The sequence below is a fragment of the Micrococcus sp. Alg238-R198 genome (assembly GCF_900537135.1).
Taxonomy (GTDB): domain Bacteria; phylum Actinomycetota; class Actinomycetes; order Actinomycetales; family Micrococcaceae; genus Micrococcus; species Micrococcus luteus.
The window spans coordinates 15,307-37,739 of sequence record NZ_UNRH01000013.1 but is presented as its reverse complement, the minus strand read 5'-3'; the positions used below and the strand labels follow the sequence as shown (position 1 = coordinate 37,739).

The 22,433-nt window shown below is 73.4% G+C and carries 22 protein-coding genes; 18 read left to right on the top strand and 4 right to left on the bottom strand.

Annotated features, from left to right (window positions below):
• Nucleotides 1-22: 22 nt before the first annotated feature.
• The 11 genes from G6R13_RS10735 to G6R13_RS10690 all read left to right on the top strand — a co-directional run bounded on the left by G6R13_RS10735 (nucleotide 23) and on the right by G6R13_RS10690 (nucleotide 11,853).
• Nucleotides 23-616 carry a rhodanese-like domain-containing protein gene (locus tag G6R13_RS10735; RefSeq protein ID WP_052007121.1) on the top strand — a complete coding sequence of 198 codons (594 nt, stop codon included), beginning with the start codon at nucleotides 23-25 and terminating at the stop codon, nucleotides 614-616.
• A 6-nt stretch (nucleotides 617-622) separates the two neighbouring features.
• Nucleotides 623-1,405, top strand: a complete 783-nt coding sequence (locus G6R13_RS10730) for a sulfite exporter TauE/SafE family protein (RefSeq protein ID WP_080696032.1) — start codon at nucleotides 623-625, stop codon at nucleotides 1,403-1,405.
• Nucleotides 1,406-1,477: 72 nt separating this feature from the next.
• On the top strand, nucleotides 1,478-1,753 hold the full coding sequence (locus G6R13_RS10725) for a metal-sensitive transcriptional regulator (RefSeq protein WP_044659303.1): 276 nt from the start codon (nucleotides 1,478-1,480) through the stop codon (nucleotides 1,751-1,753).
• 516 nt (nucleotides 1,754-2,269) lie between these two features.
• On the top strand, nucleotides 2,270-4,027 hold the full coding sequence (locus tag G6R13_RS10720; RefSeq protein WP_129866969.1) for an ABC transporter ATP-binding protein: 1,758 nt from the start codon (nucleotides 2,270-2,272) through the stop codon (nucleotides 4,025-4,027).
• Nucleotides 4,024-6,129: an ABC transporter ATP-binding protein gene (locus G6R13_RS10715; protein WP_049147053.1), complete on the top strand. Its 2,106-nt coding sequence runs from the start codon at nucleotides 4,024-4,026 to the stop codon at nucleotides 6,127-6,129. The genes G6R13_RS10720 and G6R13_RS10715 overlap by 4 nt, the downstream gene beginning before the upstream one ends.
• A 411-nt stretch (nucleotides 6,130-6,540) precedes the next feature.
• Nucleotides 6,541-6,672: a hypothetical protein gene (locus tag G6R13_RS12465; protein ID WP_260840632.1), complete on the top strand. Its 132-nt coding sequence runs from the start codon at nucleotides 6,541-6,543 to the stop codon at nucleotides 6,670-6,672.
• Nucleotides 6,673-6,721: 49 nt separating this feature from the next.
• On the top strand, nucleotides 6,722-7,432 hold the full coding sequence (locus G6R13_RS10710; protein ID WP_020621741.1) for a hypothetical protein: 711 nt from the start codon (nucleotides 6,722-6,724) through the stop codon (nucleotides 7,430-7,432).
• Entirely contained in the window at nucleotides 7,429-8,484 is a 1,056-nt protein-coding gene (locus G6R13_RS10705) for a hypothetical protein (protein WP_020621740.1), read from the top strand. The genes G6R13_RS10710 and G6R13_RS10705 overlap by 4 nt, the downstream gene beginning before the upstream one ends.
• The gene (locus G6R13_RS10700; RefSeq protein ID WP_020621739.1) at nucleotides 8,481-9,167 is read left to right on the top strand and encodes an ABC transporter ATP-binding protein; all 687 of its coding nucleotides are present in this window, start codon (nucleotides 8,481-8,483) and stop codon (nucleotides 9,165-9,167) included. The genes G6R13_RS10705 and G6R13_RS10700 overlap by 4 nt, the downstream gene beginning before the upstream one ends.
• Nucleotides 9,168-9,183: 16 nt before the next feature.
• Complete coding sequence (locus G6R13_RS10695) at nucleotides 9,184-10,278, top strand: hypothetical protein (protein ID WP_049147055.1); 1,095 nt, start codon at nucleotides 9,184-9,186, stop codon at nucleotides 10,276-10,278.
• Between the two features lie 63 nt (nucleotides 10,279-10,341).
• A complete protein-coding gene (locus G6R13_RS10690) occupies nucleotides 10,342-11,853 on the top strand; it encodes a SulP family inorganic anion transporter (protein ID WP_061866772.1) in 1,512 nt (503 codons plus the stop codon).
• 10 nt (nucleotides 11,854-11,863) lie between these two features.
• Here the strand turns inward: G6R13_RS10690 and G6R13_RS10685 are convergent, their stop codons facing one another.
• Nucleotides 11,864-12,277, bottom strand: a complete 414-nt coding sequence (locus tag G6R13_RS10685) for a VOC family protein (RefSeq protein WP_020621736.1) — start codon at nucleotides 12,275-12,277, stop codon at nucleotides 11,864-11,866.
• Between the two features lie 143 nt (nucleotides 12,278-12,420).
• On the opposite strand from G6R13_RS10685, the gene G6R13_RS10680 reads away from it, so the two are divergent.
• From G6R13_RS10680 to G6R13_RS10665, 4 genes are all read left to right on the top strand, one after another.
• Nucleotides 12,421-13,374: a CPBP family intramembrane glutamic endopeptidase gene (locus tag G6R13_RS10680; RefSeq protein WP_061866773.1), complete on the top strand. Its 954-nt coding sequence runs from the start codon at nucleotides 12,421-12,423 to the stop codon at nucleotides 13,372-13,374.
• A gap of 1 nt (nucleotide 13,375) precedes the next feature.
• Nucleotides 13,376-14,788 (top strand): MATE family efflux transporter, encoded by a 1,413-nt coding sequence (locus G6R13_RS10675; RefSeq protein WP_061866774.1) that lies wholly within the window; start codon nucleotides 13,376-13,378, stop codon nucleotides 14,786-14,788.
• 60 nt (nucleotides 14,789-14,848) lie between these two features.
• On the top strand, nucleotides 14,849-15,430 hold the full coding sequence (locus G6R13_RS10670; protein ID WP_010079963.1) for a hypothetical protein: 582 nt from the start codon (nucleotides 14,849-14,851) through the stop codon (nucleotides 15,428-15,430).
• A 190-nt stretch (nucleotides 15,431-15,620) separates the two neighbouring features.
• Nucleotides 15,621-16,022, top strand: a complete 402-nt coding sequence (locus G6R13_RS10665; protein WP_049144854.1) for a hypothetical protein — start codon at nucleotides 15,621-15,623, stop codon at nucleotides 16,020-16,022.
• Nucleotides 16,023-16,032: 10 nt separating this feature from the next.
• Here the strand turns inward: G6R13_RS10665 and G6R13_RS10660 are convergent, their stop codons facing one another.
• Nucleotides 16,033-17,019, bottom strand: a complete 987-nt coding sequence (locus G6R13_RS10660; RefSeq protein ID WP_129867186.1) for an L-lactate dehydrogenase — start codon at nucleotides 17,017-17,019, stop codon at nucleotides 16,033-16,035.
• Between the two features lie 74 nt (nucleotides 17,020-17,093).
• Complete coding sequence (locus tag G6R13_RS10655; protein ID WP_159833591.1) at nucleotides 17,094-17,885, bottom strand: CGNR zinc finger domain-containing protein; 792 nt, start codon at nucleotides 17,883-17,885, stop codon at nucleotides 17,094-17,096.
• Nucleotides 17,886-18,052: 167 nt separating this feature from the next.
• On the opposite strand from G6R13_RS10655, the gene G6R13_RS10650 reads away from it, so the two are divergent.
• Nucleotides 18,053-19,708, top strand: a complete 1,656-nt coding sequence (locus G6R13_RS10650; protein WP_069942013.1) for a thiamine pyrophosphate-dependent enzyme — start codon at nucleotides 18,053-18,055, stop codon at nucleotides 19,706-19,708.
• 37 nt (nucleotides 19,709-19,745) lie between these two features.
• On the opposite strand, the gene G6R13_RS10645 is transcribed toward G6R13_RS10650, so the two are convergent.
• On the bottom strand, nucleotides 19,746-20,306 hold the full coding sequence (locus G6R13_RS10645; protein ID WP_159833589.1) for a GNAT family N-acetyltransferase: 561 nt from the start codon (nucleotides 20,304-20,306) through the stop codon (nucleotides 19,746-19,748).
• Nucleotides 20,307-20,477: 171 nt separating this feature from the next.
• Between G6R13_RS10645 and G6R13_RS10640 the strand changes: the two genes are divergently transcribed.
• Complete coding sequence (locus G6R13_RS10640) at nucleotides 20,478-20,909, top strand: DUF779 domain-containing protein (RefSeq protein ID WP_159833587.1); 432 nt, start codon at nucleotides 20,478-20,480, stop codon at nucleotides 20,907-20,909.
• The gene (locus tag G6R13_RS10635) at nucleotides 20,906-22,375 is read left to right on the top strand and encodes a helix-turn-helix domain-containing protein (protein WP_159833585.1); all 1,470 of its coding nucleotides are present in this window, start codon (nucleotides 20,906-20,908) and stop codon (nucleotides 22,373-22,375) included. Before G6R13_RS10640 ends, G6R13_RS10635 begins: the two co-directional genes overlap by 4 nt.
• The last annotated feature ends 58 nt before the right edge of the window (nucleotides 22,376-22,433 follow it).

Below are 22,433 nucleotides of genomic sequence, written 5' to 3'. Positions count from 1 at the left end.
CCAACCCCGAGGAGCCCCTCCCATGAGCGTCACCCTGTCCCCCGTCGCCCCGCGCGACCTGAAGGCCGAGCTGGCCGCCCGCCCCGACGCCGTCGTGCTGGACGTGCGCACCCCCGGCGAGTTCGAGACCGAGCACATCGCCGGCTCCTACAACGTGCCGCTGGACCTGCTCCAGGAGCACGCGGACGAGGTCGCCGCCCGCCTGGACGGCACCGCGGTGCTCGTCTGCCAGTCCGGCAGCCGGGCCGGCACCGCCCAGGACCGTCTGGCCCAGGCCGGCTTCACCTCCGCGCGCGTCCTGCAGGGCGGCATCTCCGCCTACGCCGAGGCCGGCGGCGAGGTCGTCCGCAGCGGCAACCGCTGGTCCATGGACCGTCAGGTCCGCATGACCGCCGGGTCCATCGCGCTGGTCGGGGCCGTGGCCTCCCAGGTCGGCTCGAAGCGGTTCGGCCTCATCCCCGCCGCGATCGGCGCGGGCCTGTCCTTCTCCGCCGTGTCCAACACGTGCGCCATGGCGTCCGTGCTGGCCAAGATGCCGTGGAACCGCCCCGCGCAGGAGCGCTCCGCGGGCGACGTGATCGGCCGCATCCCCACCGGCGCGGGGAAGCGGAGCTGACCCGTGATGTGGATCGTCCTCGCCCTGGCCCTCGTGGTCGGCCTGCTGCTCGGCCTCATGGGTGGCGGCGGGTCGATCCTGATGGTGCCCCTGCTGACGTACGTGGCCGGCCTCGAGCCGAAGCAGGCCATCGCGGGCTCCCTGTTCGTGGTGGGTGTGACCTCGCTGGTCTCAGTGCTGCTGCACTCGCGGCACGGCACCGTCCGGTGGCGCACCGGCCTGATCTTCGGCGCGGCCTCGATGGTGGGTGCCCTCCTGGGCGGCGTCGTCGGCGGCTTCCTGCCGGGGACCCTGCTGCTGATCGCCTTCGCGGTGATGATGCTCTTCACGGCGTGGGCCATGATCCGGCCCAAGAAGACGCAGCCGGCGGCCGCCCCCTCAGTGGAGGCCTCGGCTGACGTCGAGCCCCGCCGCCACCCGCTCGGGAAGATCCTGCTGGAGGGCGTCGTCGTCGGCTTCGTCACGGGCATCGTCGGCGCCGGCGGCGGGTTCCTCGTGGTCCCTGCGCTGGTCCTGCTCGGCGGCCTGCCGATGTCCGCTGCGGTGGGCACGTCCCTGCTGGTGATCGCCATGAAGTCCTTCGCGGGCCTCGGCGGCTACCTGACCAGCGTGACGCTGCCGTGGGACCTGCTGCTGTGGGTCACCGGTGTGGCCGTGGTCGGTGCGCTGATCGGCGTTCCGCTCATGAAGCGGGTCCCGGAGAAGGCGCTGAAGAAGGGCTTCGGCTGGTTCGTGCTGGCCATGGGCCTGGTGATCCTCGTCCGGGAGCTCATCGGTCTCCTCGTGTGACATCCGGCGACGTCGCCGGATACCCCTGGGGATATGATTCCCCTCCCCGCCACCGTGACAAAGGAGGTCGCCGTGCGCACCGCCGACGCCGAGACCCAGCGCAAGATCCTCAACCGCCTCAAGCGGGCCCGCGGCCAGCTGGACGCCGTCATCCGCGAGGTCGAGGGCGAGGGTCGCTGCAAGGACGTGGTCACGCAGCTCTCCGCCGTCTCCACCGCGCTGGATCGCGCCGGCTTCGCGGTCGTCTCATCCGCCATGCAGTATTGCCTCGCCGACCCCGAGAAGGCGGAGGACGAGGAGAAGCTCACCGTCGCCGAGCTCGAGAAGCTCTTCATGACCCTGGCCTGACCGGCCACCCCGAAGCCCCCTCGCCGAAAGGATCCCTCATGTGCCGTCCGGCGCGCTGACCCGTCTGCCGCAGGGCCACCTGGGCCGGATGCGGCCGGCACGTCGAGTCCCTCAAGGCCGTCGTCCCCGCGGCGCAGTGGTGCGATGGCCGTCACCCTGATGCCGAGCGCGACGCAGCCCGCGCGGGCCGTGCCGGGGCCGCAAGGTTCTTCGCGAGGCTCTTCGGGCGCTGAGCCAGGCGTTCCGGGGGCGTGAGCCAGATGTTCGTGCTGTTCTGAGGGACCCTCAGCCGCGGAAACGTCTGGCTCACGCCCCCCGTCTGGCGTCGCTCAGTCCTCGTACGGGTCCGCCAGCGGGTGGTTCGGCAGCCGGCTGTCCGGGGTGCGCCCGCGTCCCCTCGACGACGGCTGCTGCCCGCGCCCTCCCGCGGCTGGGGCACAATGAGCCCGGCCCCCTTCGGCCCACCTCACTGCAGCCCACGCGGCCGCGCGCCCATCCCGACTCCCTGGGAGCCCCATGCTCTGGACCCTGCTCCGCCGTCACGGCCGGCGCTATCGCGGCGCCGTCGCGGCCGTCGTCGTGCTGCAGCTGATCAGCACGCTGGCCATGCTGTACCTGCCCAGCCTCAATGCCCGCATCATCGACGAGGGCGTAGCCCGCGGCGACACCGCCCGCATCTGGGACATCGGCCTCGTGATGCTCGGCGTCGCGCTGGTGCAGGTGGTCGCCGCGATCGCCGCCGTGTGGTTCGGGGCGAAGGCCTCGATGGGCGTCGGCCGGGACCTGCGCCGCGCCGTCTACACCCGCGTGGACGCGTTCTCCGCGGAGGAGCTCGGCCGCTTCGGCGCCGCGACCCTCATCACGCGCGGCACCAACGACGTCAACCAGGTCCAGATGCTCACCCTCATGGCCCTGAACTTCATGGTGGCCGTGCCGATCATGGCGGTCGGCGGCATCATCATGGCCATCCGCGAGGACCCGGGCCTGTCCTGGCTCGTGTGGGTCTCCGTGCCGGTGCTGCTGGTGATCGTGGCGTGGATCGTCGCCCGTCTCATGCCGCTGTTCCAGCGGATGCAGGACAACATCGACGACGTCAACGGCGTGCTGCGCGAGCAGATCCAGGGCATCCGCGTGGTCCGCGCGTTCGTGCGCGAGCGCCACGAGACACGCCGGTTCACGGACGCCAACGCCGCCCTGACGGAGACCTCCGTGCGGATCGGCCGGCTGTTCGTGCTGCTCGGCCCGGTCATCACGATGATCCTCCACCTCGCCACCGCCGCCGTCCTGTGGTTCGGCGGCGAGCGCGTGGACGCGGGGCTCGTGCAGGTCGGCGCGCTCACCGCGTTCATGCAGTACCTGCTGCAGATCCTCATGGCGGTGATGATGGGCACCTTCATGATGATGATGCTCCCGCGCGCCGTGATCTCCGCGGGCCGCATCGGCGAGGTCCTGGACACCGTCCCCACGCTCGGTGAGCCGGTCCGCCCGGTGACCCCCGCGCGTCGCGACGGCGCCGTGGAGCTGCGCCACGTCACCTTCCAGTACCCCGGCGCCGAGGCGCCGGTGCTCGACGACGTGAGCTTCGCCGTCGCCCCCGGCACCACGACGGCGATCATCGGCTCGACCGGCTCCGGCAAGTCCACGCTGATCAGTCTGCTGCCGCGGCTGTACGACGCGACGTCCGGCGAGGTGCTCGTGGACGGCGTGCCGGTGACCGACCTGGCCCGGGCCGAGCTGACCGAGGCCGTGGCCCTCGTGCCGCAGAAGCCGTACCTGTTCTCCGGCACCGTGCGGGAGAACATGCAGTTCGGGGCCCCGGACGCCTCGGACGAGCGCATCTGGGCGGCCCTCGAGACGGCCCAGGCCGCCGACTTCGTGCGCGCCCGCACCACCGGCAAGGGAGAGGCGGCGGCTTCCGGTCTGGACTCGCGGCTGTCTCAGGGCGGCACGGACGTCTCGGGCGGCCAGCGCCAGCGCCTGTCCATCGCGCGTGCCCTCGTGGCCGAGCCGCGGGTCCTCGTGTTCGACGACTCATTCTCCGCCCTGGACGTCACCACCGACGCGCGGCTGCGGGCGGCGCTCGACCGCGCGGCGGCCGGGGTGACCCGGATCGTCGTCGCCCAGCGGGTGGCCACCATCACCGACGCCGACCAGATCATCGTGCTGGACGAGGGCCGCGTGGTCGGCCGCGGCACCCACGCCGAGCTGCTGGCGGACAACCAGACCTACCGGGAGATCGTGGACTCCCAGCTGACCGCGGAGGACGTGGCATGAGCGAGCACCTGACGGACGAGGAGATCCTCGAGATCCAGGAGCAGGGCGCCACCGACGACTGGGGCGGCGGGCCGGCCCGCAAGGCCAAGGCGTTCTGGCCGTCCGCGAAGCGGCTCATGAGCCTGTTCCGCACGGAGAAGCTGGGCCTGGTGGTGGTCGCGCTGATGGTGCTGGTCGCCGTCGTGCTCAACGTGTGGGCCCCGCACGTCCTGGGCCGGGCGATGGACGTGATCTTCGGCGGCGTGGTCTCCGCGCAGATGCCCGGCGGGCTGAGCCGCGAGCAGGTCATCGACGGGCTGCGCGCCCAGGGCGAGGACCAGGCCGCAGAGATGCTCTCCGGCATGGCGTTCACGCCGGGCGAGGGGATCGACTTCACCGAGCTGGGCCGGCTGATCCTCATCGTCCTGGGCATGTACCTGGTGGCGCAGACCTTCATGTGGCTGCAGGGCCGCGTGCTCAATGACATCGTCATGCGCATCGTCTTCCGCCTGCGCGAGGAGATCGAGGCCAAGATCAACCGGCTGCCGCTGAGTTACTTCGACCGCGGGCAGCGCGGCGACCTGCTCTCCCGCGCCACCAACGACGTGGACAACGTCCAGCAGGCCCTCCAGCAGGCGTTCGCCTCGCTCGTGTACTCGGTGCTGACCGTGATCGGCATCGTCGGCATGATGTTCTGGCTGTCCTGGCAGCTCGCGCTCATCGCCCTGGTCGCCCTGCCGGTGGCCGGTGTGGTGGTGGGCGTGATCGGCAAGAAGTCCCAGGCGCTCTTCTCCGCGCAGTGGCGGGAGACGGGCCGGCTCAACGGGCACATCGAGGAGTCGTTCACGGGGCACGAGCTGGTGACCGTGTTCGGCCGTCAGCGGGACATGGCCGCGCGCTTCGACGAGCGCAACGAGGAGCTGTACGAGGCCGCGTTCACGGCGCAGTTCTACTCGGGGATGATCATGCCGATCATGCAGTGGGTGAACTGGCTGGGCTACGTGGGCATCGCGGTGGTCGGCGGCCTGCGCGTGGCCAACGGGCAGATGACCCTCGGCGCCGTGACCGCGTTCATCCAGTACTCGCGCGAGTTCAACCAGCCGCTTGGGCAGATCGCCGGCATGTCCAACATGCTGATCTCCGGCGTGGCGTCGGCCGAGCGCATCTTCGAGCTCCTCGACGAGCCGGAGGAGACCCCCGACGGCACCCCCGCCCGCACCCCCGACGGCACTTTCGTTTGGGAAACGGCGCCCTCCGAGAGCGCTTTCGTTCGGGAAACGGCGCCCTCCGCCATCCCCGGGCCCGACGGCGTCGCCCACCTCCCGCGCCCGCTGCGCGGTCGCGTGGAGTTCGAGCATGTGCGCTTCTCCTACACGCCGGAGAAGCCGCTCATCACGGACCTGAACTTCGTGGCGGAGCCGGGGCAGACGGTCGCGATCGTCGGGCCGACCGGTGCCGGCAAGACCACCCTGGTCAACCTGATCATGCGGTTCTACGAGGTGGACGGCGGGCGGATCCTGCTGGACGGCGTGGACACCCGCACGGTCAGCCGCGGCGAGCTGCGCGCCGCCACCGGCATGGTGCTCCAGGACGCCGTGCTCTTCGGCGGGACCATCCGGGAGAACATCCGCTACGGCCGACTCGACGCCACGGACGAGGAGGTCGTCGCGGCGGCGAAGGCCACCTACGTGGACCGTTTCGTGCACACCCTGCCCGACGGCTACGACACCGTGATCGAGCAGGACGCCGCCAACGTGTCCGCGGGCGAGCGGCAGCTCATCACCATCGCCCGTGCGTTCCTGGCCCAGCCCTCGCTCCTGATCCTGGACGAGGCCACCTCCTCCGTGGACACCCGCACCGAGGTGCTGGTCCAGGGCGCGATGGCGGCGCTGCGCTCGGACCGCACGAGCTTCGTGATCGCCCACCGCCTCTCCACCATCCGGGACGCGGACGTCATCCTCGTGATGGAGGACGGCGACATCGTGGAGCAGGGCTCGCACGATCAGCTGCTGGCCGCTCGCGGCGCGTACTTCCGGCTGTACAGGAGCCAGTTCCAGGGCGGGGAACAGGCGGAGGAGCAGGACGACGACGGCGCGCCCGCCGCGCGCGAGGACGCCCGCTGAGGCCGGGGCTGGATGGCGCCGGCGCCCAGCCACTGGCCGCTGGCGTCGCTGCGACACGGGACCACCCGATGACCTTCTCGATCCAGGTGCCGGTGAGTTTCACGAGCCCGCACCTCTCCGGAGCCGGAGGTGTACGGGGCTAGGGCGCGCGGCGGTGACGGGAGTATCGAAACCCGATCGTCGGGCCACCCCTGCCGGTGTGGCCGCGCTCATTCGTCCCCTGAGATTGCGCATCCGTCACGCGCAGGACCCTCTTGACTCCCTGGTGGGGCACGTCTGTGGACCGACCGAGAATTCTCTGGACACAGGGCGAGCACCTTCATAGAGTGTGATGTAGATCACGACTGAGCGTGAACCATAAAGAGGAGCGACATGGGTATGAAGCAGCGGATTTCTAAGGTCGGTGCCGGCGTGGCCGTCGCTGGACCGTTGGCCGTCTCCGGTGCGGTGCCAGCGCAGGCGCTGACGGACTCCGGTCGGCAGGACTGCAGCGCAGGACTCCTCCTGTCGGGCACCTACGGCTACTGCTACTACCCGTACTGACTCGCCGGCACCGATGACTTCATTACGCATTCCTGCGACGGCCGCCCTGGTGGCGGCCGTCGCCCTGACCCTCACCGGCTGCGTCGGTCGGGAGTCTGCGGGCCTCGGCGGTTCATCCACGGTCGCCGCTCCCCCCACCGCGACGGCCGAGAAGACCTGGGACGCCTCGCAGTGGGTTCCCACCGAGAGGATCGAACCCCTCCTGACGACGGAGGCGGAGAAGGAGCGCGCCTACCGTGAGCAAGTCGCGCGGCACGCTCAGGGGGCGGGAATGCCCGCGCCGCCTCAGGTGGAGCGCTCCGGGTGGTACGCCACGTCCCTCGAGTCGGACCGCATGGTGTCCACATGCCTGGCCGAGGCCGGGTGGCCGAACTCGGTCGGTCCGACCGGGGGAATTCAGATCGACACCCCACCTGAGTCCCAGAGGTCTGCTTTCGAGGCGGCCTACGTGACCTGCTACGCACAGCACCCGGTGGATCCGAGCTACACCCAGGACTGGACCGATCCGCAGCTCCGCCTCGTCTATGACTACTGGGACCAATACCTCATCCCGTGTCTCGAGGCCTACGGCTACACGGTCGACACCTCCGCGCGCCCCTCCAAAGAGGCATTCGTCTCCGCGTTCTACACTCCAGGCCGCCACCAGTGGTGGCCCTTCGCGGACAGCATGAGGGGCGTGTCGGCAGAACGCCAGGCCGAGGTCGCGCAGACATGCCCGGAGCTTCCGCCGCAGGATGTCTTCTGGGGGTCATCCGGATGAATCGCCCCGCCCGCTGGGCCGCCCTCGTCCTTGCGCTCGTGGCCGTCGCCGCGCTCGCCTTCTGGGCCGGCCGGGTCACGCTCACCCCTCCGGCTCAGGCCGAGCAGCGTCCGGCCGCGAGCGCCCTCGTCACCGTCGCCGAGCAGGAGCTCGGCCGCGTCATCACCCTCGGCGTCTCCGTGTCGCGCGAGCAGACGCCGGCGGCGGTGAACGCGCTGACCGGCGTCGTCACCCGGGCCGGAGAGTCCGGCGAGGTGGCTGCCGGGGAGGTGCTGTACGCCGTCGCCCAGAAGCCCGTGCTCGTCCTCCAGGGCGAGCTTCCCCAGTGGCGCCCTCTCGGGGAGGGCACTTCCGGCGACGACGTCGCCGCGTTCCAGCGCATGCTCGCCGCCACCGGCGCGAAGGTGGAGGCCACCGGCACGTGGGACGAGGCCACCGCGGACGCCTGGGACGACTGGCTCACCGAACGCGGCTACCCCGCCGCGGACACCGTGGAGCTCGGCCAGCTCGTGGTCCTCGACGCCCTCCCCGCGCCCCTCAGCGTGGACGCGAAGACCACCGCCGTCGGCACCACCCTCGCCGGCGGCGAGAACGTGGTGGCCCGCCCCGGCGACCAACCGGACTTCGCCCTCGAGGTCAACCAGGAGCAGGCCGCCCTCATCCCGGCCGGCACCCAGGTCACCGTGCCCCACGGCGAACACGAATGGAAGGCCGTCGCCGGCGAGTCCACCTCCGACGAGCAGGGCCTGATCCGCATCACCCTCACCGCCCCGGACGGCGGCGTGGTCTGCGGCGAGGACTGCGACACCCTGCCCGCCGACGCCACCACCTCCCTGCTCTCCCAGGTCAGCGTGGTCCCGCCCGTCTCCGGGCCCGTGGTCCCCGTGTCCGCCCTGCGCACCCAGCCAGACGGCGCCGCGACGGTCACGGTGGTCCGGGACGGCGCCGCGGAGGACCGCACCGTCACCGTCCTCGGCTCCGCCGACGGCCTCGCCGTCGTGGACGGCGTGGACGCCGGCGAGCAGGTGCGCGTGCTGAACGGCACCCGATGACGGGGCCCGCCACCCCGGGCACGCCCGCCGCCCCCGTCGTCCCCGCCGCCCTCGCCGTCGAGGACCTGCGCTTCGCCTATACCCGCGCCGCCGAGGAGCTGTTCGACGGCCTCACCCACGCGTTCACGCCGGGCGCCGTCACCGCCCTCACCGGGCCCTCCGGGCGCGGCAAGTCCACCCTCCTGTACGTGCTCGGGCTCATGCTCACGCCCACCTCCGGAGTGGTGCGCCTCGGCGACGTCGACGCCTCCACCCGCCCGGACCGGGAGCGCTCCCGCCTGCGCGCCACCTCCGTGGGATTCGTGTTCCAGGACTCGGAGCTGGACCCGTCCCGCCCCATCCTGGACTCCGTGGTGGAGCCCGGCCTCTACGCCGGGTTGGAGCGCCAGACGCTCGAGGACCGGGCACGGGCGCTGCTCGAGCGCTTCGGCCTCGCCCACCGCGCCGACCACCGGCCCGGGCAGGTCTCCGGCGGGCAGGCGCAGCGGGTGGCCGTGTGCCGCGCCCTCGTGAACGCGCCCGTCGTCGTCCTCGCGGACGAGCCCACGGGCAACCTCGACCCGGACAACGCCGGCCTCGTCATGGACGCCCTCGCCGATGCCGCCGCCGAGGGGCGCACCGTGGTGGTCGCCACCCACGACCCCGCCGTCGTCGCCCGCGCCGACGAGGTGGTGCGGCTGTGAACCGGGAGGACCGCCCATGAACCTGCGCACCCTGCTGCGTGAAGCCGTCACCGCCGCACGCACCTCTCCCGTGCCCTCCGCCCTCGTGCTGCTCGTGGTGGCCGCCATGTGCTTCGCCGCCGTGGCCACCGTGGGCAGGCAGGCCGCCACCGAGGCGGCCGTCGCCGCAGAGCTCTCCGGCCCCGGCGCCCGCGTGCTCACCGTCACCGACACCGGCGGCACCGGTTTCCTCACCGGCGCCACCGCGGCCACCCTCGCCGGACTCGACACCGCCGAGGCCGCCCTCGCCCGGGACTCGCCCATGGACGCCGTGAACACCGGGATCGGCCGGGGCGGCGCCCGCGTGGCCGTGACGAACGTGGTCGGCACCCTGGACCGTGGCATCGTGCTGACCCGCGGCCGCCTGCCCGCCCCCGGCGAGGTGGTGGTCCCCGAGGCCAAGCTCGCCGAGCTCGGCCTCGCCCAGCCCTCCGGAGCGATCGAGGCCACGGACGGCGGCCAGTGGGCCGTCGTCGGGGCGTTCCAGGCCCAGGACCCCTTCCAGGACCTCGACGGCTACGCCCTCACCGTCCCCGCCGCCCCGGACGCCCTCGTGATGCAGCAGGTCCGCGTCCTCGCCGCCGACACCGCCGGCACCCGCGCCATGCAGGAGGCCGCGCTCGCCGTGATCGACCCCGACCCGCGCGCCTCCTCCATCCAGACCGCCCGTGCCCTCTCCGCCGGCAACCAGGTGATCACCGGCGAGCTCGCCGGGCTCGGACGCTCCCTGCTGCTGCTGATCCTCGGAGCCGGCGCGTTCTTCGTGTCCATCGTGGTGCTCGCCGACGTCCTCATCCGCCGCCGCGACCTCGGCCGCCGCCGCACCCTCGGCATCGGCCGCGGAGACCTGATCCTGCTCGTGGCCGTGCGCACCGCCGTGCCTGCGCTGCTGGGCGCCGTGCTGGGCTCCGGAGCCGGGTACGCCGTCGTCGCCGGCCAGGGCGGGACGCTGGGGGTGGACTTCGTGGCGGCGGTGGCCGTGCTGGCCGCCCTCACCGCGCTGCTGGCCAGCCTCGCCCCGGCGGCGTTCGCCGCGTTCCGCGACCCCGTGCGGGTGATGCGGACGGCGTGAGGGGTGGCGGGCGGGCCCGCTCACCGGCGGGCACCCCGCCCGCGCACCGCTACCCTCGGGAGCATGCCCGCCTTACCCGCCGCGCCCCCGCCTGCCCTCACGCCGCTCCAGCGGCAGTCCGTCCTGCGCACCCTGCGCAGCCCTCGGCTGCTGGGCACGGAGGTGCTGGCCGCCGTCGTGGTGGCGCTCGCGCTGATCCCGGAGGCCATCGCGTTCTCGATCATCGCGGGCGTGGATCCGCGCGTCGGGCTGTTCGCGTCCTTCACCATGGCGGTGACCACGGCGATCGTGGGCGGCCGGCCCGCCATGATCTCCGCGGCCACGGGGGCGGTGGCGCTCGTCGTCGCACCGCTGTCCCACGCGTACGGGGTGGGGCACCTGCTTGCCGCGATCATCCTCGGCGGCGTCATCCAGATCCTGCTCGGCGTGTTCGGTGTGGCCCGGCTCATGCGGTTCGTCCCGCGCTCGGTGATGGTGGGGTTCGTCAACGCGTTGGCCATCCTCGTGTTCACCTCGCAGCTGCCCGAGCTGATCGGCGTCCCGTGGCTCGTGTACCCGCTCACGGCGTTGGCCCTGGCGATCGTGGTGCTGTTGCCGCGGCTCACCACGGCGGTGCCTGCGACGCTCGTGGCCGTCGTCGTGGTCACCGCCCTGGTGATGGCCGCCGGCCTGGCCGTGCCGCGCGTGGGGGACCGGGGCGCGCTGCCGGACGCGTTGCCCGCGCTCGGCCTGCCGGACGTCCCGCTGACGTGGGAGACGCTGTGGCTGATCCTGCCGTTCAGCATCGGCATGGCGTTCGTGGGGCTGCTCGAGTCCCTGCTCACCGCGAAGCTGGTGGACGACATCACGGACACCCGCTCGGACAAGACGCGCGAGTCCTGGGGGCAGGGGGTCGCGAACGTGGTCTCCGGGCTGTTCGGCGGGATGGGCGGCTGTGCAGTGGTGGGGCAGACCATGATGAACGTCAAGGCGAACGGCGCCCGCACCCGGATCTCCACGTTCCTCGCGGGCGTGTTCCTGTTGGTCCTCGTGGTGGCCCTCGGCGAGTTCGTGGCGCAGATCCCCATGGCCGCGCTCGTGGGCGTGATGATGTTCGTGGCCGCCGCCACCTTCGATTGGCATTCGGTGCGCCCCGCCACCCTGCGCGCGATGCCGCGCTCGGAGACCGCCGTCATGGTCGTGACCGTGGCGGCCACGGTGCTCACTCACAACCTCGCGATCGGCGTGGGTGTGGGTGTGCTCACTGCGCTGGTGCTCTTCGCCCAGCGCGTCTCGCGTCTGGTCACGGTGGCCCGCGAGGTCCACGACGACGGCGACGCCGTCACGTATCGCGTGCACGGCGCCCTGTTCTTCGCGTCCTCGAACGACCTCTACTCGCAGTTCGAGTACGCCCTCGATCCGCCGTGCGTCGTGATCGACATGGGTGCCGCGCACGTGTGGGACGCCTCCACTGTGGCCGCGCTCGACTCGGTGCTGACCAAGTACGCCCAGCACGGGATCCACGCCGAGGTGACGGGGCTGAACGAGGCCTCCGCGGAGATGCACGCGCGCCTCACCGGGCGGCTCGGCACCTGAGCCGGCGGGCTCAGGCGGTGACGAACTCCCACTGGTGCCCGTCCGGGTCGACGATCTCGCGGGAGTGCATGCCGGAGTCGGCCATCTCCTCGCGCAGGTCCTCGGGCAGGGGCACCTCGGCGGCGCCGAGCTCGATCGCCCGGTCCGCCAGGGCGTCCACCGCCGCGGCGTCGCCGACGGTCAGCGCCATGAGGGCGGAGTTGGTGGTGAGGCAGTCGGCGATCTCACGGTTGCCGATGAAGTCGGTGTAGTAGCCGGGGCTGAGGTACATCGCGTACGTCGACTCGGTGAGCTCGATGCACACCGAGTGCTCGTCCGAGTAGTCGTCCATCGCGGTGGCGCCCAGGGTCGTCCAGAACTCACGGATCCGCTCGGTGTCCGTCGTCGGGAGGTTGATGAACACCGGCTGGGAGAACAAGGCCATGGGGAGCACCGTAGACGAGGCGTTCGGCCCGCCGCCACCGCGCGCGTGTCGCGGGCGCGCGGGCGTGGCGTGGGCCACGGAGCCGCTCCCGACGACGGCGCCCGCGGCCTGGCGCGTCCGCCCCCGTTGGTAGCGTGGCCGCCATGAGCGTTCCTCCCTCCGGCCCGCCGGCCGGTCCGCCCGCCGGCTGGCCGCCGTCGGGCCGGCCGTCCGCCCGCCGCGCCGCCGTCGCCCCGAGCCTGCACGGGCACCCCGGCGCCCCCGGTGGCGTCCCCGCCGGCTGGCCCGGCCGCCGGCCTGCGGCCCGCACCGCGCCGGACTGGACCCCGGGTCGGTTCCACTGGGGCGACGCCGTCGTGGTGCTCGTGTACGTGGCGCTCATGGTGCTCGGGCTGGGGCTGTGGCTGGCGGTGTCGCTCGGCCTGGTCCCCGGTGACCTCGAGGCGTTCGACCTGGTCCGCGACGGGTTCACGGTGAACATCGTCAGCTACGCGATCCTCGTGGTGCTCGTGCTGGCCGTGGCCTGGCGACCCCTCGTGACGTCGCTGCGGGTGTTCCGCACGGGCACGTGGTGGAAGCTGTTGCTGCTGCCCGCCACGTGGCTGGCATGCATCGTCGTGAACGTGATCGTGCTGAGCCTCATCGGAGAGGCGCAGACCAGCGCCAACCAGGCCGCGCTCGAGGAGATGACCACGCAGGCCCCGCCCGTGCTCATGATCCTCATGACCGTGGTGGCCGCCCCGCTCGTGGAGGAGTACCTGTTCCGCCACCTGCTGATCGGCAAGCTCTCCCGCTGGATCAACGTGTGGGTGTGCGCCGTGGTCTCCGTGCTCGCGTTCACCCTCCTGCACTTCCTCGGCACCGGCGGCGACTTCCGGCTCGTGGAGACCATTCCGTACCTGACCCTCGCGGTGGCGATCACGGTGTCCTACATCCTGATGGGCCGCTCGTTCGGGTACGCGGTGCTGCTGCACATGGTGAACAACGGCATCGCCATCGCGATGCTCTACCTCGTGGCCCCCCTGCTGCCGGACACGCTGCCCGGCCCCACTGCCCCGACCACGGCGCTGGCCCCGCTGCTGGCCCTGCTGGGCTGAGATGGCAGGACCCTCCGGCTCGACGGCGGCGCCCGCCCCGCAGGACGCGCGCGCCCTCACGCGGCGCATCCTCGCGCTCGCGGTCCCCGCGTTCGGCGCGCTCATCGCGGAGCCGCTGTTCCTGCTGGCCGACACCGCGATCATCGGGCACCTGGGCACGGCCCAGCTGGCCGGCGTCGGGATCGGCACCACCATCCTGCACACGCTCACCGGCCTCATGATCTTCCTGGCCTACGCCACCACCCCGGCGGTGGCCCGGCTGATCGGGGCGGGGAACCCAGCCGCCGCGATGGACCGCGGCCGCGACGGCATCTGGCTGGGCCTGCTGCTCGGCGCGGTGCTGGCCGTCCTCGGCTGGCTCGCGGCCCCCGCGCTGACGGCGGCCCTCGGCGCGACGGGCGAGGTGCAGGCCCACGCCGTCGCCTACCTGCGCTGGTCCATGCCGGGGCTGCCGGCCCTGCTGGCCGTACTCGCGGCCACCGGGGTGCTCCGCGGCCTCCAGGACACCGTGACGCCGCTCGTGGTGGCGGGTGTGGGCTTCGGCGCGAACATCGGGCTGAACGTGGCCCTGGTGTACGGGCTGGGCTGGGGCGTGGCCGGCTCGGCCGTCGGCACGTCCGTGGTGCAGTGGGCGATGCTCGTGACGTACCTGTTCGTGCTGGCCCCGCGCTTCCGCCGCTCGGGCACGGCGTGGGCGCCCCGCGCGTCGGGCACGCGGGCCACCGCCCAGGTGGGCTCGTGGCTGCTGCTGCGCACCGCGAGCCTGCGCGCGGCCATCCTCATCACCGTCATGGCCGCCGCCGGCGCGGGCGACCTCACCCTCGCCGCGCACCAGCTCGTCTTCACGCTGTTCTCCACGCTGGCGTTCGCCCTCGACGCCCTCGCGATCGCCGCGCAGGCCCTGATCGGCGCCGAGCTCGGGGCCGCCCGGCCCGACGCCGCCCGTCGCCTCACCCGGACGATGGTGCGCTGGGGGCTGGGCTTCGGCGTCGTGACCGGGGCCGTGCTGGCCCTGGCGGCACCGGTGCTGCCGGGGCTGTTCACCACGGACCCGACCGTGCAGGCCGCCGCCACCGTGGGCCTGTGGGTGCTGGCCGCCGGGCAGCCGGTGGCCGGGTACGTGTTCGTGCTGGACGGCGTGCTGATCGGCGCCGGCGACGCCCGCTACCTCGCCCTCGCCGGCCTCGTGAACCTCGTGGTCTACGCGCCGGCGCTCTGGGTGCTCGCGCAGCTCGCCACGGGCGGATTCGGCTGGACCGCGGCCTGGCCCGGACCGAACGCCGCCGTGCCCGACGCCGGCGTGCAGCTGGGCCTGCTCTGGCTCGGCTTCGCAGGGGTCTACATGGGGATGCGGGCGCTCACCCTCGGCTGGCGGGCCCGGCGCGACGACTGGATGCGGCTCGGCGTCGTGTGAGCGCGTCCGGGCGGTGACGCGCGGGCCGGGCCGCGGCCGCACGGCTCCTAGACTGGGGCGGTGGCTACCGTGCAGACCCCCCTCGAGATCTCGTCCGTGGTGTTCAAGCCGATCCTGATCCGCGCCGTGGTGGCGCTGGCGTTCGGTCTGACCACCGTGTTCGTCGCCGAGCCGGGCCTGACGTGGATGAAGGTCATGTTCGCGCTGTACCTGGCGTTCTCCGGTTCGGCGATGTGGGAGTACCTGCGCCGCGACCCGGTGCCCGTGGCCATGCGCTCCCCGCTGTCCCTGGCGGCGGCCGCGTGGATGCTCGGCGTGATCGTGCTGCTGTTCCTGGGGTCCCCGGCGGCGGTGGGCGTGGCGGCCGGCGCCGCCCTCGTGCTCGGCGGCGTCGCCGAGCTCGTGGCGTGGGCCCGCCACCGCCGCGAGTTCATCCCCGCGCGGGACCAGCTGTGGACCGGACTCGTGGGCCTGCTCTCCGGGGGCGGCGTGGTCGTGGCCGCCCTGCAGGGCTTCGGCCCGCACGCCCTGCTCGGCATCGCCGGCGGCGGGGCGATCCTGATCGGCGTGCTCCTGATGGTCTCCGGGCTCGGCTTCCACCACGAGGTGCGCCGGGACCGCGGCACGGCCAGGGGCCTCTGAACCGGACCGACGTCGCCGTCCTGACCCGCGGGGCGGACGTTCGCCGGGGGAGGACCTCGGGGCCCCGAGGGGCCACCCGTCGGCCGGACGCGTAGACTGGCTCCGGTCCGCCGCGCCCCGAGGGCCTCAGCCCCGGGCGCCTGCGCGGGCCGTGTCGCCCCAGCCGCCCCCAGCCGTCAGGAGTCCCGCCGTGAGCGCACCGTCCCCCCGCCCGTCCGCCGATCGCGCCGGATCCGGCCGCCCGGCACGCGGCGGTCTGCGCACCACGGTCAAGGGCCCGCTCGTCTTCTCCGCCGTGCTCGGCCTGATCGGCGGGGTGATCGCCGGCATCACCGCCTCCGGCGGCACCCAGAATCCACTGCGCGTCGACATCGCGCTGATCGCCTTCGGCGTCTTCTTCATGACCTCGCTCGTGGTGGTGGCCATGCTGCAGCTCGCCGCGCGCGAGAACCCGGACCACCTCTCCCAGGGCTCCGGTGTGAACCGCTCCTCCGAGGAGATGTTCCGCAAGGCCGCCGCCGACCGCCGCGCCCAGGCCGCCGCCGAGCGCCGCGAGCAGGGCGGCACCGGAGGCGACGCCCCCCGCGCCTGAGCCCGGCGCCTCAGAACCCGAGGCTGCGTGCCTCCCGCCGCAGCGCGTCCGCCGAGGCGTGCAGCGCCCGCATCTCCGCGTCGTCCAGCTCGGGCTGGATCACGCGGGTGACGCCGTCGCGCCCCACCACGGACGGCATGGACAGGGCGACGTCCGAGAGCCCGTGGACGCCGTCGAGCACGGTGGAGACCGGCAGAATGGCGTGCTGGTCGCGCAGGATCGCCTCGAGCAGGCGGGTCGTGGCCACGCCGACCGCGTACGTGGTGGCGCCCTTGCCCTGGATCACCTCGTACGCGGCGTGCACCACGGTGTCCGCCACCTCGTCCAGGTCGGCGCGGGTGAACAGCGGGTCGACCGGCGTCGGCCACTCCAGGATGGGCGTCGGGCCGATGCGCGCCGAGCTCCACGCGGGGAACTCCGTGTCCCCGTGCTCGCCGAGGATGGCCGCGTGCACCGACGACGGGTGGACCTGCGCCCGCGACGCCAGCAGCCACCGCAGGCGGGACGTGTCCAGGAGGGTGCCCGAGCCGATCACCCGGCCGGCAGGCAGACCGGTGAGGCGCTGGGCCACCAGCGTGAGGACGTCCACGGGATTGGTGACGAGCACGATCAGCGCCTCCGGCGCGTGCGCCTGCACCTGGGGCAGCAGGCCGCGCAGGATCTCCACGTTGTGCGCGCCGAGGTCGAGGCGGGTCTGCCCCGGCTTCTGCTTGGCGCCGGCCGTGATCACCACGACCTCGCAGCCGGCCAGGACGTCCGGGTCCGCGCCGCCGGTCATCGCCGACGCGGAGGTGAACGGGGTGCCGTGGGCCAGGTCGAGGACCTCGGCGCGGACCTTGGGCTCGTCGATGTCGTACAGGGCGACCTCGCGGGCGACGCCGCGGATCAGCGCCGCATAGCAGATCGCCGTGCCGACGCCGCCGGCCCCCACGACGCCGACCTTGCGGTGGGCGGGTCCGAGGGACGCGGGGGTGTGGGCGGGGGTGTGCTCGCTCATGTCTCGCAGGCTAGGGGCGTCCGGCCGGCCGACGGAACCCGAGGCCGCCCCGTCCCCCGGCGGGTGGGGCCGGGTCAGTCCTTCTTCTTGTCCGACTTCTTCTTGCCGGCCTTCTTCTCCGCCTTCTTGCGGGCCTTCTTCTCCGCCTTCCTGCGCTCCTTCTTCTCCTTCTTGGTCTCCCGGCGGGGCTCGTCGGCGGCGGCCTCGGAGTCCACGGCGGCCTCGGGCGCCTCGGAGTCCACGACGGCCTCCGGCGCCTCCGCCTCCTCCGGCCCGGCCGGATCCGCCGCGGGGGCGGACTCCGCCGCCTCGGCCAGCCGTGCCCGGTAGGAGCGCACGTGGGTGCGGTTGGCGCAGTTGGCCTCGTCGCAGAACCGCTTGGACCGGTTCCGGCTGGCGTCCACGAGCGCGTTCTCGCAGTCCTCGCCCTCGCACACGCGCAGGCGGGTCAGCTCGCCGTCCATCGCGGTCTCCGCCAGCGCGAGGGCGGCCATCGCGGCCAGCCGCTCCACCGCGTCGGCGGGGACCTGCGCCGGTGCCAGCCCGACGACGTCGCCCCCGGCCGTCAGCCGCAGCGGCCCGGCCGCGGCGAGGAGGGCGTTCACGCGCTCCACGGCGGCCGCCTCGTCCACGGCGGCGAGGGCCCAGACCTCGGCCAGACGGCCGCGGAGTTCGCGGCCACGCACGGCCGCGGCGGCGGCCAGGCGGAGGCGGACCTCGTCCTCCTGGAGTTCAGGGACGAGGGAGGGCAGCTGCGTGGCGGCGGTGAACCGCTCGTCGGCCGGCTGACCGCCCCGCAGTCCGGGGGCGGTGTTCAGGAACGCGGCCAGGGAGGCGAGGCGGGAGAGCGTCGGCGCGGAGAGCATGGGGAAATCGTACGGCGGGCCCGCCCTCCCGTCACCGGCTTCACGCCGCGTATCGGGTCGCCTCCGGCGCCGTCCCGTCCAGTACCCTGACCCCCACGGACCCCGTCTGCGCGGCGGGGTGCACCCATGGGGCCGGAGGGGCCCCCGAACCAGCACAGGAGACCTCCATGTCCCAGACCTCCCAGGCGACCGGTCGCCTCTCCGCCGGGCACGTCATCGTCAAGACCCTCGAGTCCCACGGCGTGAAGCGCGTCTACTCCGTGCCGGGCGAGTCCTACCTGGACGTCCTGGACGGCCTGTACGACTCGGGCATCGAGAACGTGGTGTGCCGCCACGAGGGCGGCGCCACGTACATGGCCGAGGCCGACGGCAAGATGAACGTGGTCCCCGGCGTCGCCATGGTGACGCGCGGCCCGGGCGCCGCGAACGCCCACGTCGGCCTGCACACCGCGTGGCAGGACTCGACGGCGCTCGTGCTGTTCGTCGGCCTGATCCCGTTCGAGCACCGCGACCGCGAGGCCTTCCAGGAGTTCGACCCGCACGCCTGGTTCGGCACCGGTGCGAAGCGCGTGATGGTCCTGGACCACCCGGAGCGCGCCTCCGAGATCGTGGCCGAGGCCATGTTCGCCGCCAGCTCGGGCCGGCCCGGGCCCGTCGTCGTCGGCCTGCCGGAGGATGTGATCCGCCAGGAGATCGACGCGCACCTGCACCCGCAGATCCCCGTGGCCCCGGGCGGCATGACCGTGGAGGACTGGAAGTCCCTGCACGCCGCGCTCAAGGAGTCCCGCAAGCCGCTGTTCATCACCGGTGGCAACGACTGGACGGACGAGGGTGCGCAGACCCTGACGACGTGGCTGGAGGAGCACAAGATCCCCGCCGCCGCCGAGTGGCGCACCGAGGGCACCGTGCCGTTCTCCTCGCCGTCCTACGTGGGCCCGATCGGCTACGGTCGCCCGAAGCCGACCTACGACATGCTCGAGGAGACCGACCTCATCGTGTTCGTCGGCACCGTGCCGGGCGACGTCGTGACCAACGGCTTCACCATCCGCCAGAACTGGGACAAGAAGAACTTCCTCGTCACCATCGACCCGTCCCTGCGCGGCCGTTCCGGCCCCGTGTCCCACCAGATCGTGGCCAAGCCGGACGTGTTCGTCCGCGACCTCGTCCGCATGGAGCTCGAGGTCAAGCCGGAGTGGGAGGAGTGGACCTCCCGCATGCGCGGCGAGCAGGAGAAGTTCGCGGCCCTGCCCCCGGCCGAGCCGTCCGAGGGCCAGGCGAAGATGGCCACCCTCATCGCCAACCTGGTGCCGAAGCTGCCGAAGGACTCGATGGTCTCCCTCGGCGCGGGCGAGCACACCAACTGGGCGCACCGGTACTTCCCGACCGAGGGCTACCGCGCCATGATCTCGGCCCGCAACGGCTCCATGGGCTACTCGGTGCCGGGTGCCGTGGCCGCGTCCCTGAACTTCCCGGACCGCACCGTGGTGACCATCGCCGGCGACGGCGAGTTCCTCATGAACGGTCAGGAGCTGGCGACCGCCGCGCAGTACGGCGCCACACCCCTCGTGATCGTCATGGACAACCAGGAGTACGGCACCATCCGCACCCACCAGGAGCGCGAGTACCCCGGGCGCGTCTCCGGCACCCAGCTGAAGAACCCCGACTTCGCCGCCATGGCCGAGGCGTTCGGCGGCTTCGGGGTGCGCGTGGAGCGGGACGCGGACGTGCCGGCGGCCGTGGACGCGGCGCTCAAGGCCGTCCAGGAGGAGGGCCGGTTCGCGCTCATCCACCTGATCGTGGAGCAGCGCGTCAAGGCCTACTGAGGCCGGCGGCGCGACGCGATCCGCGCCGTCCCTCCGGTCAGGCCGCCGTCGTGGGGACGACGAAGCGCAGCTTCGGTTCGGGAAAGGGCGCACCGTCGAGGCCCGCCTCGACCCGGTCCCGCAGCACGCCCCCGCACGCGCGGATCGTGGCCACGGAGGCGGTGTTCGTCTCGTCGCACGTGAGCAGGGCGGCGGGCACCCCGCGCGCGGCCAGCAGCGTCAGGGCGCCGCGCAGCAGGCGCACGGCGTGCCCCCGCCGCCGGAATGCGGGGCGCACCGCGTAGCCCACGTGCCCGTTGACGTGCCGCAGCGCCTCGTTCAGCTCCCACCGCACGGACACCCGGCCCACAAGCTCGCCGTTCTCGTCCACGCCCACGTAGAAGGACGCGGGCACTCGGCCGGGCTCGACGTCGCCGCGCGCCTCGGCGGCGAACGCGCGGCGGACCGCGGGGAAGGAGCGGGTGCCGGCCATCAGGAAGTCGAACCCCTCCCGATGCAGTTCGGCGTCCGCCTCGCGCGCCGCGATCTCGTCCGCGGCGCGCAGCGGGCGCAACAGGAGGCCGTCCACGGTGACGGTGGGGCTGGGGTCCGGGAGCATGTGCCGAGTGTACGAGGGTGGACGCCGGCCGCGGCCGCGTGAGCCGCCCGCCGCCCCAGCCCTCGTCCCCTCTCCACCCCCGCGCCCCCCACCACGCCGGCTGGGGTGACGTGGATCACGTTGGAGGCTAGGGTGTGGGGACCGACGATCGCCCATCCCCAGGAGGTCGCGATGACCGTGCCGTCCTCGTCGGCGGAGCATGCGCTCGACGCTCGCCCCGAGCTGCCGGGCGAAACCGTGTCCCGCGTCGCCATGACGCCCGCGGCGCTCGAGCTGATCCGCCGACTCCTCCCGATCCATGGCCCGCTCATGTTCCACCAGTCCGGCGGCTGCTGCGACGGCTCCGCGCCCATGTGCTATCCCGCCGGCGACTTCACGACCGGCGCCGCCGACGTCCTGCTGGGCACCTTCGCGCTGCCGGCCGAGGGGGACCAGGCCGCCGTGGAGATCCCGTTCTGGATGTCCGCCGCCCAGTTCGAGTACTGGAAGCACACCCACCTCACCCTGGACGTGGTGGACGGGCGCGGCTCCGGCTTCTCCGTCGAGGCGCCCGAGGGCAAGCGGTTCCTGATCCGTTCGCGGTTGATGGCCGGCTCGCGATGAGCTCGACCCTCGCCACCGGCGCCTACCGACGCGCCGTGGACCGGGCCCACGAGTCCCTCGACTCGGTCCGCCTGTCGCTCGCGCCGTCGTCGTCCACCGCTCCGACCGGCGCGGACCAGGGCCTGCGCGCCGCCCTCCAGGGGCTGCGGCGGGAGGTCCGCGAGTCCTGGCTGCGCTCCCTCGGCGCCCTCACCCCCGCGGGGTCGGCCCTCGACGCAGGAGCTTCCGCGGCCGCGCCCGCGGTGCCCGGCCAGACCGACCCGGCCACCCTCGCCGACGACGACCTCGCCGCCGCCCGCCGCGAGCAGCGTCTCACCGTGGCCCTGCCGGTGGTCCGCCGCATGCTCATCCACCCCGCGGCCGAGGCCGGGATGCTCGCCGCGATCGGCAACGCGCGCGGCCACCTGCTGTGGGTCGAGGGCGACCGGACTGCGGTGCGCCACGCCGAGACCATGGGCTTCGTGGCCGGCGCCGACTGGTCCGAGGCGTCCATGGGCACCTCCGCCCCCGGCATCGTCCTCGCGACCGGCGCCCCCACGCAGGTCAGCCGTGGCGAGCACCTGAGCCCGCGCGTGCACCCGTGGAGCTGTTCGGCCGTCCCGCTCACGGACCCGGCCACCGGACGGCTCGTCGGGGTCCTGGACCTCACGGGCGGCGAGGATGCCGTCAGCCACCTCGCCCTGCCGCTGCTCCAGGCCACCGTGGACGCCGTGCATGCCGCCTGGCGGGATCTGCCCGCCCCGTCCCGGGGCCGTCCCCGCGGCACCGTCCCGACGCTGGGCCCCTCGGCTCCGCCGTCCGCCTCGCCGGAGCCGAGCCCCGCCGCTGCGCCGCACCGCCACGACGCCGCCGCGGGCCTGCTGCGCGTCACCGGCCACCTGCCGCCCACGCTGGACGGGGTCGAGCTCACCGGCCGGCACGCCGAGATCCTCACCCTCCTCGCGTGGCACGGCCCGGGCCTGACCGGCGCCGAGCTCGAGGTCGCGCTGTACCCGGAGGAGACGGCCGGTCCCCGGCCCGCGCCGGGCGCCGCCCCCGCCCGCGCCATCTCGCTGCGCGCCGAGGTGCACCGTCTCCGCCGGGCGCTGCAGGACGTGGGGGCGCCGGTGGAGCTGCTGTCCCGGCCGTACCGGCTCGTGGGGGAGGTGCACGCGGACCTGCTGTGCGCGCGGGAGGCGCTGCGCGCCGGGGACCTGGACCGTGCGTTGCACGCGGCGGCCGGGCCGGTGCTGCCGCGGTCGGCGTCCCCCGGTGTCGCCTCGATCCGCGCGGAGCTGGGGGAGGCGCTGCGCGAGGCCGTCGCCCAGGACGCGGATGTCGACCAGCTCTGGGCCTACCTGGGCCGCCCCGAGGCCCGCGACGACGTCGAGCTCTGGGGCGCCGCCCTGCGTCTGCTGCCGACGGACTCGCCGCGGCGTGCGCTCGCCGTGGCCACGCTCGAGCGGATCGAGCGGGACCTGGCCTGACCCGGCCCGCCCCTCACCCGCGCTCGGCCGCAACCTTCGTGCAACCTCCCTGTGACTA